The sequence below is a fragment of the Aureimonas sp. N4 genome (assembly GCF_001463925.1).
Taxonomy (GTDB): Bacteria; Pseudomonadota; Alphaproteobacteria; order Rhizobiales; family Rhizobiaceae; genus Aureimonas; species Aureimonas ureilytica_A.
This window is the reverse complement of sequence record NZ_BBWS01000001.1, coordinates 163,405-176,184: the sequence shown is the minus strand read 5'-3', so window position 1 is coordinate 176,184 and position 12,780 is coordinate 163,405. Positions and strand designations below refer to the sequence as shown.

Here is a 12,780-nt window from a genome sequence, read left to right as displayed (position 1 = left end):
CACGGGTTTGAGGCGGCGGGTTTGCCCAGCCGCCGCACGCCCGTCCTTGGATCGCGGCCAAGGCAGCCGCAGGCTCGCGCTCGCTGCCGACGTCGCATCCCTTTGCGCGCCCAACCGTTGCCTGGAGGCGACGATGGCCTTGCCCCCCTCGGTCTGCGTTCCGTGACCAGACTCTTGCCATAAGCGCGGAATAGGAATTTAATCTTTGCGGAGTAGGAACGCTGCCATGCGACTGTTCTGCCTTTTCCTTCTTCTCGGCCTCTCGCCCGCCTTGGCGGCGGATGAAGAGGCGCCGCCTCGCGAAATCCTCGGCCCGGTCAATGCGCGCGTTCTGAAAGTGCGCGACGGCGACACGGTGGAGGTCGAGGCCTTCATCTGGCCGCTTCAGACGGTGACCGTCGCGGTACGCCTGCGCGGCGTCGATGCGCCGGAACTCAAAGGCGAATGCGAGGCCGAGCGCGCCGCCGCCCGCCATGCGCGCGATCGCATGAGCGAGCTGGTGGGCGATGGGTTCGTGCAGCTGCGCCGCATCTCGGGCGACAAATATTTCGGCCGCGTCCTCGCCGATCTGGCGAGCCCCACGGAGCCCGATATCGGCCAGCGACTGCTGCGCGAAGGGCTGGTGGATGCCTATGACGGCGGCCGTCGGCGGAACTGGTGCGCCACGATCGGCGCGCTGAAACCCGGCCAGCCGCTCGGTAAGGGCTGACCGCGCCGCATCCGAATGCCGTTGCGGTTGGGGAGCATCGGCCTGGTGAGACGGTGCGTCCCCGCGTGCGGGCAAGATCCGGGGTTACTTCCTTTCCGGTCAGGGGAGCACGAGCCGGGTTCCAACCAACCCTTGTCCCCCTGCCCCAAACGATTATGTTCTGGCCTGCAAGGGGACGACCTCTTGCGCGCTGATGGCGCTGTTCGGCTTTCGGGACGACCCGGTCTTTTTCCAGGGGTGTTCCCATGGCCTATCTCCTTCTCCTCGTCGCCGGCCTGCTCGAAGTCGGCTGGGCGTTTTCCATGAAACTGTCGGACGGGTTCTCGCGTCTCGGGCCGACGATCCTGACCTTCGCGTTGATGGCGGCGAGCTTCGCGCTCCTGTCGCTCGCCATGCGCTCGCTGCCGCTCGGCACGGCCTATGCGATCTGGACCGGCATCGGCGCGCTCGGGGCCTTTCTGGTCGGCATCCTGATACTGGGCGAAAGCGCCAGTCCCATGCGCCTTCTGGCGGCCGCACTGATCCTCGGCGGACTCGTCCTGATGAAACTCTCTTCCTCATCATAAGGCACGCGTCGGGACTGGCCGCGCCCCGATTGGGGGACTAGAAGGTTTCACGTGAAACACCGGGAGCCTGCATGACCTCTTCCTCTTCCCGCATGGCCTTGGCCGAAAGCAAACTGGCCGAGGTCGTGAAGGACGCCGTCGCCGCGCTCGCCCCCGGCTTTGCCGTGCGCCTCTGGACGGGCGAGCGCATCGGCCCCGCAAGCGGCCCGGTGCTGACGATCCGCAGCGCCACCACGCTGGCGCGCCTCGTGTTCCGCCCGCGCATCGATACGCTGGTCGCGCTCTGGATGGACAAGAGCCTCGACGTCGAAAACGGGACGATCTTCGACATTGCGGAAGGGCGCTCCAAGACCTCCTCGCGCGGGCTCCTGAAGCGGCTCGACAAATGGCGCATCGCCAAGGCGCTGCCCTCGCTCCTGGCGCTGCGCAAGGCGGCGAAGGCGGAGGCCGACGAAGCCAAGGTCGGCGCGGATGCGGGCGCCAGCGGCTCCACCAAGGCTGCGATCCAGTTCCACTACGATGTCTCGAACCAGTTCTACGGCCTCTTCCTGGACGAGCGCATGGTCTATTCCTGCGCCTATTTCACCGAGTGGCACGACGATATCGACCGCGCCCAGCGCGACAAGCTCGATATGATCTGCCGCAAGCTGCGCCTCCAGCCCGGCGAGCGGATGCTCGACATCGGCTGCGGATGGGGCGCGCTGCTGATCCACGCGGCGCAGACCTATGGCGTGTCCGGCCATGGCGTGACGCTGAGCCAGGCGCAGTTCGATCTCGCCACCGCCCGCGTGCGCGCCGCCGGGCTGGAGGACCGCATCACGATCGAGCTGAAGCCCTTTCAGGAGCTGACCGGCACATTCGACAAGATCTCGTCCATCGGCATGTTCGAGCATGTCGGCTTTGCCAACCATGACGCCTATTTCGGCGCGGTGAAGCGCCTGCTGCGCCCGCGCGGGCTCTACCTTCATCACACGATCGCCCGCCCCGCCAAGAAGGACGTCAAGACCTTCATGAAAGGCTCGCGCGAGTATCGTGCGCTGACCCGCTACATCTTCCCCGGCGGCGAACTCGACTGGATCGGCCATTCGCTCCAGAAGCTGGAGGCCAACCGCTTCGAGGTGCACGACGTCGAGAATTGGCGCGAGCATTACGGGCGCACCTGCCGCCTCTGGGCGCTGCGGCTCCAGGCGCGGATGGACGAGGCCGTGGCCGAGGTCGGCGAGCCGCAGGCACGGCTCTGGCTTTTGTATCTGGCAGGCTGCGCGCTGGCCTTCGAGCGCGGCACGGTGATGATCAACCAGACGCTGGCTTCGAAGCGCGACAAAGGCCCGTCCGGCCTGCCGCCGACCCGAGCCGATCTTTACCGATAGTCGCCGTTTCAGGCCCGTTCGGCTGGCCGACGCCGGCAGTTCCTCAAATATGAAAAAGCCCCGCTCGGCGGGGCCTTTTCCTGTCAGGCATGGATCGGATGGCGCAGCGCCGGCAGGGCGGTGTCGTCATCCTCGACGAGGCCGCTTTGGGCCATGCGCCGGGTCTCGGCGGCGACGAGAAAGCGGATCTGCTCCTGCAGGCTCGTGATCTCTTCGCTCAGCTGGTTGATCTGGGCTTCCGTGCGCAGGTTGGTCTCGTAGTCGAGGCGCACTTCCAGCCGATCCTTCGCAGCCTGCCGGTTCTGGCTCATCATGATGACGGGAGCCTGGAGCGCGGCCACCATCGACAAAACCAGATTCAGAAAGATGAAGGGGAACGGGTCGAAGGCGTTCTCGGCCAGAACCACCGTGTTGAGGACGGCCCAGCCGACCAGAAACACGGTGAAACCGATGATGAAGCTCCAGGAGCCGCCGACGCTGGCGACCCGATCGGCCAGACGATCACCGAAGGTCATCCCATCGTTGAACATCTCGTTCGGATCGCGCATCCGGGAGGCGCGGCGGAGCTGATAGGCAATGAGGCGGATGGCCGTGTTCATGGCTCACTCACTTGTCACGACGGGCCGCAAAACCCGTCGCGCAGCGAGCCGAAGGGATCAGCTCAGCGACAGGCTCTGCGGCACGCGCGATCGACTGGGATCGTTACTGGGCATGATCCTTGGGGACCAGTTGATGAAGGGAGCGCCGGGCCGAAACGGCGGGGCGCGTGAGGGGACATGAACCTGTCGCCCCTTTTGGTCAAGTCTGCGTGAGCTGAAAAAAGGAGACGGTCGAAACTTTTCGAAAAGACCGTCCGGAAGCGGGTTGGGCTCAACGAAAAAAGGCCGCTCCCCATGGGGAGCGGCCTTCCGTGATGTGGGATGATGCCGGCAGGTCGTCAAACCCTTGCCGGATCGACATATCGCTTAGGCGTTCGAAAGAGGCTGCTCCAGCGAACCCGTGAGATACAAAGACCCAACCGGCTTCAAACAATCACTCGACATTGGATCACCTCCTTTCGTCCCGTTGAACATGACAAGAGAATGGGGGCGTCGAGACCATCCCGCAAGGGCGGACGGTGCGTCATTGCGGCACGGCGGGTTGGCGGTCGTTTTGGGGCGCATGGACGTCACACCGTTTCGAGCGGGCCAACCCGCGAGGCATCGTCCCCCTCCCCGACACCCGGTGAACATCCGGGCATCCGTGTCCCCCCCTCGCCCGTTCTGAGCGCCGCATCCATCAGGCGCCGCCGTATCCGGTGAAAGGGTGACGCCGCCTCGACCTGCGATGTCACAAGGTCGGTGAACGCTATCGCCGGACGGATTTCGGCGAGCCGTCCACGCGCCCTTGCAACTCCGGCGGGGGACCCGTATTCTAGACCCGGAATAAACGACCTCGCGTCCCGAACGACGTCGTTCCCCGGTTCTCCACGGCTCCAACGAGTTTTCCGCGATCCGCCGCCTGGGGTCTTTGGCCCAAGCGATGCGCAGGACGCTTCCCGCGTTCGGCATTCCGGGATGGTCGCGAACGAACTCGGATCAAAAGACCGGCTCCGTCCAGACTCGACGCCAGATCGTGGCGGGCCGGAAGCGCCACCGCTCGAAGCCATTCGGGCGGCGTGGCCGGGCGAGTTCGAGCATTTACAAAGGGGATCACCCGGGCAAAGCCGCCGGATCGTCCCCATATGATTGTCTTCGGCACGGAAGGACCCATCGCGATGCGGACACCGAACTACAATTTCGAGCGCCAGGAACGCGATAAGGCCAAGGCCGCCAAGAAGGCCGAGAAGGCCGCCGCCAAGAAGGCCAAGAGCGGCTCTGCGGCCAACCTGAACGACGAGTCCGAGACGCTGCCGGAGACTTCCTCCTCTTCCGCGAGTTGACGCGGAGAAAGGCACACGCTGCCATGTCGACCCCTACCAAGACGCCTGCCAAATCCGGCAAGACCGCTCCTCACGAGGAGCCCTACGAGCCGGAAGCCTTCGCCAAGAAATACGGCATTCCGCCTGGCGAGGCGAAGACGATCATCAAGCGCTACGGCCCGTCGCGCCGCAAGCTGGACACCTATATGGCGGCTCGCAACGCCTGAGCGGGATTTGCTCATCTGAGCGTGTCCCGCCTTGTCCGGGCGCGAAAGCCAACGCGGCTTTGTCTGGAAAGGCTCTGGAACCCGCCCCGGCAAAGCGTGTAAACTTTGCCATCGGATGATACGGCAAAAACCTGTGACACCGCCCGGACGCCTCGCGCCCGGGCCATTTCCATTGAACAAGGACCAATGATGAAGACAGACATGGATTTCACCACCCGCAGGCAGACCACCAAGGACGCCAAGGCGGCTCTTCTGGAGAAGGCGAAGGCTCGTCAGAACGATCCCGAGGTTCAGGCGCGCCGCGCGGAGCGGGCTGCCGTTGCCGCCGCGCGCGAGGAGCGGGAAGCTGCCAAGCGTCGCCAGCGTGAAGAAGAGCAGGCCGAGCGCCAGCGCGAAGCCGAGGCCCAGCGTATCGCTGCCGAAGAATTGGCCGCGCAGTCGGCGTCCTCCGAGCGCGAGCGTCTGATTGCGCAGGCTCTGGCGGATCAGGCCGCGCAGAAGGCCAAGCGCGACTCGCGCTATGCCGCGCGTCAAGCCCGCAAGAACTGATCGGCTGGGAACCAGCCGTCCGGCGGTCTGCTCCGATGCCAGATCGCCTGTTCCACCCGCCATCATCCCGGCCCAACCGATCTTTTTTCCGAAAGGATCGGTTCGCCGGCCGGGCGATGGCTGCGGGCGAACACCCTCTGACCGCACCTGAACAAGGTGAGATCAGGCCAAGCACCGGCCTCGACCGGAAACTCGACCGGGCCGGTTCGGCGGGTCCCGTTCGCCACGTTTCGTTGCGAAAGGCGGAGCCCGAGAATTCTCCGGCCCCGGACTTTGAGCCTGCCCACCCGCATCGAGCGCGCTGGGCGCGGTGCGGAACGGAACCCAATCCTCTCGCCTGCCGGCCCGTCAGCAAGCCGCTGTAAAGGCGAAGGCCGGGCCGGGTCGGGCCTCCTTCGATAGGCCGATCGGTTTGCCGCTCGCGATCCGTTTGCGGGACGGTGACCGATCCGCCGGATGATGACGTCCGGGTCCGGCAAGGCCGAGCCTCACGGATCGACGCGCCACTGGCCCGGTCCCGGCCGAACCGGAGCCGGCATCGTTCCTGAGCGCCGTCAGGCCCTGAGCGCCGCCTCGATATCGTCCAGAAGCTTGTCGCGGCCGATGCCCGTCAGAAAGGGCAGGCCCTTGAAGGTCGGCTTGCCCAGATCGTCCGGCACCGGGGTCGTGGCGACCACGATGTCGGCGTCGTCCACCAGACTCCTGACTTCCGTCGCCTTGCACTGGCGCACGTCGACGGGAATGCCGCGCTCCTGCATGGCTTCTTCGATCGCGACCGCGACCACTGTGGAGGTCGCGACAGCCGTTCCGCAGGCGATGAGAACCGTCTTCTTCTTCATGGATGGTCGTCCTTCGTGAGAGGCCGGCGTTACGCCGAAATCAGGGAGAGAACCTCGTCCGGCGAGTGGGCGGCGGCGATGCCCTCCAGAACGCTCTGGTCCTGAAGAAGGCCCATGATCGACTGGAGCATGGTGATCTGCGCGTCCTTGTCGGTCAGCGCGAGGGCGAAGACGAGCCGAACGGGAATCCTCTCGTCCGGGTCGTCCATGCTGGCGAAGGGAACGGGCTCGTCCAGCACCGCCAGCGCCACGGCCGGGGCCAGCACATGTTCGCGATCCGTATGCGGGATCGCAGCATTGATGGCCCCCAGCGGCAGGCCGGTCGGCATGGTGCGCTCGCGTTCGATCACGGCCCGGCCGTAGCTCGGCCGCACGCGCCCCGCCGCTTCCAGCCGGGCGGCCAGAAGCCCGATCGCCTCTTCGGCCGAAGCAGCCTTGGCGTTCAGAACGATCAGCGAGGCGTCGAGTGTGGATGTCAGCATGGGTTCTCCCTTAGCGGCGCGCGGCAACCGAGGGCGCGACACGATCCGAAACGCTCGAGGCTTCGGCAGGATCATCGGCGCCAGCCAGTTTTTCGAAGGCGCGAGGCGCGGCGCGATAGGCGAAGAGAAGCGCCAGAATGGCCAGCAACACGAGACCCAGCCCGAGAAGCCCCAGACCTTCCGCCGCCTCGATCACGAGATAGGGGATGTAGAGGAACCCGTCGACGACGCTGGTGATGGCGCTGGCCTCGGGCGGAATGGCGAAGCCCGACGCCTGGGCCGTCGCGGTCATCAGCGGCGAAAGCGCCATGCCGACATAGAAGCCGAGGATCAGCGTCACCGTGCCGATCACCACCATGCGGAAGACATTGCCGTTGACGATGGGCGCGGCCATGGCGACCACGAAGGGAATGACGGCGAGATCGGCGAAGAGAATGATGCGGTTGCCGGGCAGGATCAGCGACAGGAGAATGGCGACCGGCACGAGGATCAGCGACGAGGCGATGGCGGCCGGATGGCCGATCAGGATGGCGGAGTCGAGGCCGACATGGATTTCCCGATCGCCCGCGCGCTTCTGCACGAAGCTGCGCGCCGCTTCCGATACGGGGATCAGTCCCTCCATCAGGATCTTCACCATGCGCGGCAGAAGCAGCATGACGGCGGCGAGATTGACGCCCGTCTGGAGCGAGCGGGTGAGCACAGCGCCCCAGTCTCCGCTGCCGGCATAGGCGGCAAGGCCCAGCACGAGGCCGATCGCCAGCCCCATGACGATGGGCTCGCCGAACACGCCGAGGCGGCGCTGCACGGTTTCGGTGTCGATGCGAATGTCCCGGACGCCCGGAATGCGGTCCATCAACCAGTTGAGCCCGATGGCGACCGGCACGATCTGCGCCGAGGCGAGATGGGGCACGGAGACGCCCGGCACGCCGTAGAAGCGCTGCACGCCCTTGGCCGTCCAGTCCGCCAACACCAGCGACAGCGCGGCCATGAGGGCGGCGGCGATCAGCCCGTAGCCGAGGCTCCCGGTGGCGGCGGTGACGAGCGAGCCGACAAAGGCGAAGTGCCAGAAATTCCAGACGTCCACATTGAGCGTGCGCGTCAGACCGCTGAAGAGCAGCGCGACATTGACGATGATGCCGATGGGGATGACCCAAAGCCCGACCGAGGAGCCGAAGGCGATGGCGGCGGCGGACGGCCAGCCGACATCCACGATGTCGCGGTGCATCCCCGTATTGGTGACGATGGCCTGCGCCACCTGCCCCAGCGTCGTCAGCATGAGGCCGAGCACGAGATTGATGCCGACGAAGGCGACGCCGATCGTGAGGCCCGCGCGAAAGGCGCGGCCGGGCTTGGCCCCGAGCACCAGCGCGATGACGAAGATGAGAATGGGAAGAAGGACGGTCGCGCCGAGCGCGTCCACGACCCCCTTCAACTGGCCGAGAATATCGTTCATGGCTTCCTCCCGAAGCGTGATGGCTTGCCCGAAGCGCGATGGCTTACCCGAAGCGCTGTCGCTCGCGCGAAGCGTTATCGCTGGCACGGGTCGCCCGGCTTGTGTCCGCCGGGTCGCCCGCCGAGAAAGGGAACACCTGATTCGATCGAGATCAAGATGTTCACGGCTTTTGTCCGAACTTTATCGAAAGCGAAGCGAGACAGCTTTCCATGAGGAGCGTCCGTCGGTCTCCCCAAAGCGAACGGAGCCTTTGGTTGGCTTCAGCGAGGCCCATGGAAAAGGGGGCCGCAGCCCCCTTCCTTTATGCTCTGACCTGAAGCTCCCGGCTCAGGCCGGTGTCATCTTGCGGTTCTGACGGTTGTCGATGAGATCGTCCACCACGGCCGGGTCGGCCAGCGTCGAGGTGTCGCCCAGCGCGCCGAAATCGTCCTCCGCGATCTTGCGCAGGATGCGGCGCATGATCTTGCCCGAACGGGTCTTGGGCAGGCCCGGCGAGAACTGGATCTTGTCGGGCGAGGCGATCGGGCCGATCTCGCCGCGCACATGGGCGACGAGTTCCTTCTTCAGCTCTTCCGAGGGCGTTTCGCCTTCCATGAGCGTGACATAGCAATAGATGCCCTGCCCCTTCACGTCATGAGGATAGCCGACCACGGCCGCTTCCGAGACCTTGGGGTGCGAGACCAGCGCGGACTCGACCTCGGCCGTGCCCATGCGATGGCCCGACACGTTGATGACGTCGTCGACGCGGCCGGTGATCCACCAATAGCCGTCCGCATCCCGCCGCGCGCCGTCGCCGGTGAAGTACTTGTTGGGATAGGTCGAGAAATAGGTCTGCTCGAAGCGCTCGTGATCGCCGAACACGGTGCGCATCTGGCCGGGCCAGGAGTCCGTGATGCAGAGATTGCCCTCGGTCGCACCTTCCAGCACCTTGCCTTCGCCGTCCACCAGCTCGGGCTTGACGCCGAAGAAGGGGCGCGTCGCCGAGCCCGGCTTGAGGTCGATCGCGCCCGGCAGCGGGGTGATCAGGATGCCGCCCGTCTCGGTCTGCCACCAGGTATCGACGATGGGGCAGCGCTCTTCGCCGACCACGCGGTAATACCAGTTCCAGGCTTCCGGGTTGATCGGCTCGCCGACCGAGCCCAGAAGCCGCAGCGAGCGGCGCGAGGATTTGGTGACGAACTCGTCGCCCGCGCCCATAAGCGCGCGGATGGCCGTCGGCGCGGTGTAGATGACATTGACGGAATGCTTGTCCACGACCTGCCAGAAGCGCCCGGCATCGGGATAGTTCGGCACGCCCTCGAACATCAGCGTCGTGCCGCCATTGGCGAGCGGGCCATAGACCGTGTAGCTGTGGCCGGTGACCCAGCCGACATCGGCCGTGCACCAGAAGACCTCGCCCACCCGCATGTCGAAGACATATTGCTGGGTCATCGAGGCCCAGACGAGATAACCGCCCGTCGTGTGCAACACGCCCTTGGGCTTGCCGGTGGAGCCCGACGTGTAGAGGATGAAGAGCGGGTCCTCGGCGCTCATTTCTTCCGGCTCGCACTCGGCGGACACGCGCTCGCGCGCCTCGTGCCACCAGTGATCGCGCCCCTCGTCCCAGGCGATCTCGCCGCCGGTGCGCTTCACCACCAGAACCTTCTCGACCGTGTGGCCGGCCTTGGCGGCGATCTCCACCGCCTTGTCGGCATTGGCCTTCAGCGGCACCTTGCGGCCCGCGCGCAGGCCCTCGTCGGCGGTGACGAGCACCTTGGAGCCCGAGCCCTCCATGCGGCCCGCCAGCGCGTCCGGCGAGAAGCCGCCGAAGACCACCGAATGCACCGCGCCGATGCGCGCGCAGGCGAGCATCGCGACCGCCGCTTCCGGGATCATCGGCATATAGATGGATACGCGCTCGCCGCGCCGGACGCCCAGATCCTTCAGGACATTGGCCATGCGGCAGACATCGCCGTGCAGCTCCTTGTAGGAGATGGCGCGCGACTCCTCCGGATTGTCGCCTTCCCAGAGGATCGCGGTCTGGTCGCCGCGCTCGGTCAGATGCCGGTCGAGGCAGTTGGCCGAGAGGTTGAGCGTGCCGTCCTCGAACCATTTGATGGAGACGTTGCCCGGCGCGAATGAGGTGTTCTTGACCTTCGTATAGGGCTTGATCCAGTCGAGCCGCTTTCCGTGCTCGCGCCAGAACCCCTCGGGGTCGTTCACGCTCGCCGCGTACCAGCTGTTGTAGTCGCTGAGCGTCAGCTGCGTGCCGGACTTCCACTCTTCCTTGACGGCCACCGTGGTCATCGTCTCGTATCCTCCCAGTCGAAAGCGGCCCGCCCTGCGGCGCGACTCACCTTGCGCCGAACTCTAGAGCGGTTCCCGGCGGGAGGAAATACGCGACATCGCCGAGGTCAATCGCTGCTCTTCACCGGGCCGCCGAGCACGTCGTCGATGTAAAGCTCGCGCACCAGCGTGCGCACGACGGCGACGACCGGCACGGCCAGGACGAAGCCCAGAAGCCCGAACAGGAGGCCGAAGATCACCTGCGCGCCCATGGTGAGAGCCGGCGGCAGCGAGGTCGTGTAGCGCTGGGCGATGGGCTGGGCGACATTGCTTTCCACGCCCTGGATCAGAAGATACAGGCCAAGCGCCCAGAGCGCCATGTCGACGCCCTGCGCCAAGGCCGCCAACACGATGATCGCGCCGGCCACGAAGGCGCCGACGGTCGGCACGAAGGCCAGAAGTCCGGCCTGAAGCGCCAGGAGGAAGGCGTTGTTGACGCCGATCAGAAGCAGGCCCGCCCAGGACACCGTGAAGATCAGCGCCATGGAAATGGCATCGCCCGCCACCCAGAGGATCAGCGAATGGGCGGCCTTCTTCAGGACTTCCGAGATGCGGGCGCGCTTCTCCCTGGGGAACAGCGAAACCAGCCCGTCGCGATAAAGGCTCGGCTGCCACGAGACGAAGATCGCAAGAAACAGCACCACGAAGAAATTGCCGACGGCGCCCAGCGCGCCGAACAGCGCCTGCCCCGCCTGCGAGGCGAGGCCCGAGGGTAGAAGATCCTGAAAGGACTGCGAACCCGAATCCCCGTTCACCGGCAGGCCCATGCCCTGGAGCGAGTGCATCAGCTTGTCGGCCTGCTCGCGCACGCCGGCTAGAAGATTGTTGAACTCCTGCACGAGGGCGAAGCCGCCCCAAGCAAGCGGCGCGAGGATCAGGACGAAGGTCAGGAGATAGACCAGCATCAGCGAGGCCCAGCGCGGCAGGCCGAGCCGCTGAAACAGGCGCGCCACGCCGCAGAAGATCGCCGCCAGAAGCAGCGAGGCGAAGATCAGGAAGAAGCCCGTCGCGGCATAGGCGAAGACCACGACGCAGAGGATCATGCCGAGCACGATGGCGGCGATCGTGACCGCGCGATAGGCGACCGGCTGCGGCGTTGCGGGCCCGGACGACAGGCTGGAAAAGGGATTCTGCACGCAAAGCACTCCTGACAAACGCGCGGGCTCGACGCGGGACCGGACGAGAGCCGGCAGGCGTTGGAATATTGCTCGCGCGCGGCCGAAATCGAGAGCCGGCTGCATTTGGGTGCCATGGGTGCTCGACGGGAAGAGCTTGGCCGGAATGGACGTGACAAAGCGCTTGGAAATGCCGCTGTCATTCATGCTTCGCGAATGTCTGCCAGAGCCTGCGCATGCACGACGATGACCTGTACTTTCCCAATACGCTCATTGAGGCCGTGCTGCGCGACACGGGGGCCGGCTGGGCTGGGCTGCCGATCCGTCCCGTTCCCTCCACTGGAACCGACAATCATCTCTTTCGCATCGGGGATTGCCACGTGCTCCGTCTGCCCCGCCGGGCCTCGGCGGTGCCACTGCTCGTCAAGGAACTGGACTGGCTGCCGCGCCTGCAAGGCCTGCCGCTTGCTGTCCCTCGGCTCCGGCTGCGAACAGAGATCGATGTGGGATGGCCTTGCCCTTTCGGCCTATGGGACTGGATCGAGGGCAACATCGCATCGTCGAGCGCCCTTGCCGATCCTGTGGCCGCAGCGCGCGCGCTGGCCGAGTTTCTTCGGGCCCTCCAGTCTTTGCCGAGCCAGGGGGCGCCGATGGCCGGCGAGAGCAATCACCAACGCGGCGTCGCATTGACCGACATATCCGAGCGCACGCAGGCGGCGATCGGTGCCGTCGCGGACGAAGTCGATGTGCGGCACGCCCATTCTCTTTGGGAACGGGCCTTGTGCGAACGCTATGCCAGCCCTGGCGTCTGGCTGCATGGCGACCTCAAAGCCGACAACCTGATCGCTCGGGAAGGGTTTCTCGTCGGTGTCATCGACTGGGGCCTTTCGGCCGTGGGCGATCCTGCGGCAGACTATGCCGCGGCTTGGTCTTGGGTCGACCCTGCCGCCCGCACCGCGTTTCGCGACGCCTGTGCGATCAGCGAAAGCGACTGGCTCCGAGCAAAGGCTTGGGCGCTTTATGGAGCCGTGATCGCTCTGTCCTATTATCGAGGCGGTCGCAACGAGGCACTCTGCAGGCAATCCCGGCGGACCTTATCACGCCTCCGGCTTCTGTCTTGAGCCACCGGACCTCGTCCTTTCAAGACGCGGGTGCATGGCCAGGGCCACCCGCAAAGGGTCTCGACCCATAGCGGTTACAGCACCTCACATTCCTGTTATTAAACCCCGGAGATACCTGGAAGGA

At 65.6% G+C, this 12,780-nt stretch carries 13 protein-coding genes; 7 read left to right on the top strand and 6 right to left on the bottom strand.

Going from position 1 to position 12,780, the window contains the following annotated elements; genetic code table 11:
* The first annotated feature begins 226 nt into the window (after window positions 1–226).
* The 3 genes from AUL28_RS00805 (at window position 227) to AUL28_RS00795 (ending at window position 2,645) form a co-directional block, all read left to right on the top strand.
* Window positions 227–709, top strand: coding sequence for a thermonuclease family protein (locus tag AUL28_RS00805; RefSeq protein ID WP_058602185.1), 483 nt, complete (start codon window positions 227–229; stop codon window positions 707–709).
* A 245-nt stretch (window positions 710–954) separates the two neighbouring features.
* Window positions 955–1,275, top strand: coding sequence for a DMT family transporter (locus tag AUL28_RS00800; protein ID WP_058602186.1), 321 nt, complete (start codon window positions 955–957; stop codon window positions 1,273–1,275).
* Between the two features lie 71 nt (window positions 1,276–1,346).
* Window positions 1,347–2,645, top strand: a complete 1,299-nt coding sequence (locus AUL28_RS00795) for an SAM-dependent methyltransferase (protein ID WP_082640144.1) — start codon at window positions 1,347–1,349, stop codon at window positions 2,643–2,645.
* A gap of 83 nt (window positions 2,646–2,728) precedes the next feature.
* Here the strand turns inward: AUL28_RS00795 and AUL28_RS00790 are convergent, their stop codons facing one another.
* On the bottom strand, window positions 2,729–3,244 hold the full coding sequence (locus AUL28_RS00790) for a DUF1003 domain-containing protein (RefSeq protein WP_058636333.1): 516 nt from the start codon (window positions 3,242–3,244) through the stop codon (window positions 2,729–2,731).
* Window positions 3,245–4,401: 1,157 nt separating this feature from the next.
* Here AUL28_RS00790 and AUL28_RS22945 point away from each other — a divergent pair.
* The 3 genes from AUL28_RS22945 to AUL28_RS00775 all read left to right on the top strand — a co-directional run bounded on the left by AUL28_RS22945 (window position 4,402) and on the right by AUL28_RS00775 (window position 5,321).
* Window positions 4,402–4,566 carry a hypothetical protein gene (locus AUL28_RS22945; protein ID WP_192843365.1) on the top strand — a complete coding sequence of 55 codons (165 nt, stop codon included), beginning with the start codon at window positions 4,402–4,404 and terminating at the stop codon, window positions 4,564–4,566.
* A gap of 23 nt (window positions 4,567–4,589) precedes the next feature.
* Window positions 4,590–4,772 (top strand): DUF3606 domain-containing protein, encoded by a 183-nt coding sequence (locus tag AUL28_RS00780; protein WP_058602190.1) that lies wholly within the window; start codon window positions 4,590–4,592, stop codon window positions 4,770–4,772.
* Between the two features lie 189 nt (window positions 4,773–4,961).
* Complete coding sequence (locus AUL28_RS00775; protein WP_244493367.1) at window positions 4,962–5,321, top strand: DUF6481 family protein; 360 nt, start codon at window positions 4,962–4,964, stop codon at window positions 5,319–5,321.
* Between the two features lie 554 nt (window positions 5,322–5,875).
* On the opposite strand, the gene AUL28_RS00770 is transcribed toward AUL28_RS00775, so the two are convergent.
* The 5 genes from AUL28_RS00770 to AUL28_RS00750 all read right to left on the bottom strand — a co-directional run bounded on the left by AUL28_RS00770 (window position 5,876) and on the right by AUL28_RS00750 (window position 11,742).
* Window positions 5,876–6,160 (bottom strand): PTS sugar transporter subunit IIB, encoded by a 285-nt coding sequence (locus AUL28_RS00770; RefSeq protein WP_058602192.1) that lies wholly within the window; start codon window positions 6,158–6,160, stop codon window positions 5,876–5,878.
* Window positions 6,161–6,189: 29 nt separating this feature from the next.
* Entirely contained in the window at window positions 6,190–6,642 is a 453-nt protein-coding gene (locus tag AUL28_RS00765; RefSeq protein WP_062230251.1) for a PTS sugar transporter subunit IIA, read from the bottom strand.
* A 10-nt stretch (window positions 6,643–6,652) separates the two neighbouring features.
* Window positions 6,653–8,095 (bottom strand): PTS galactitol transporter subunit IIC, encoded by a 1,443-nt coding sequence (locus AUL28_RS00760; protein WP_062230249.1) that lies wholly within the window; start codon window positions 8,093–8,095, stop codon window positions 6,653–6,655.
* A gap of 327 nt (window positions 8,096–8,422) precedes the next feature.
* Window positions 8,423–10,381: an acetate--CoA ligase gene (gene acs / locus AUL28_RS00755; protein ID WP_058636337.1), complete on the bottom strand. Its 1,959-nt coding sequence runs from the start codon at window positions 10,379–10,381 to the stop codon at window positions 8,423–8,425.
* 107 nt (window positions 10,382–10,488) lie between these two features.
* A complete protein-coding gene (locus AUL28_RS00750; RefSeq protein ID WP_062230247.1) occupies window positions 10,489–11,742 on the bottom strand; it encodes an AI-2E family transporter in 1,254 nt (417 codons plus the stop codon).
* 29 nt (window positions 11,743–11,771) lie between these two features.
* Here AUL28_RS00750 and AUL28_RS00745 point away from each other — a divergent pair, with 29 nt between their 5' ends.
* Window positions 11,772–12,656 (top strand): aminoglycoside phosphotransferase family protein, encoded by an 885-nt coding sequence (locus tag AUL28_RS00745; protein ID WP_062219847.1) that lies wholly within the window; start codon window positions 11,772–11,774, stop codon window positions 12,654–12,656.
* Window positions 12,657–12,780: the final 124 nt, after the last annotated feature.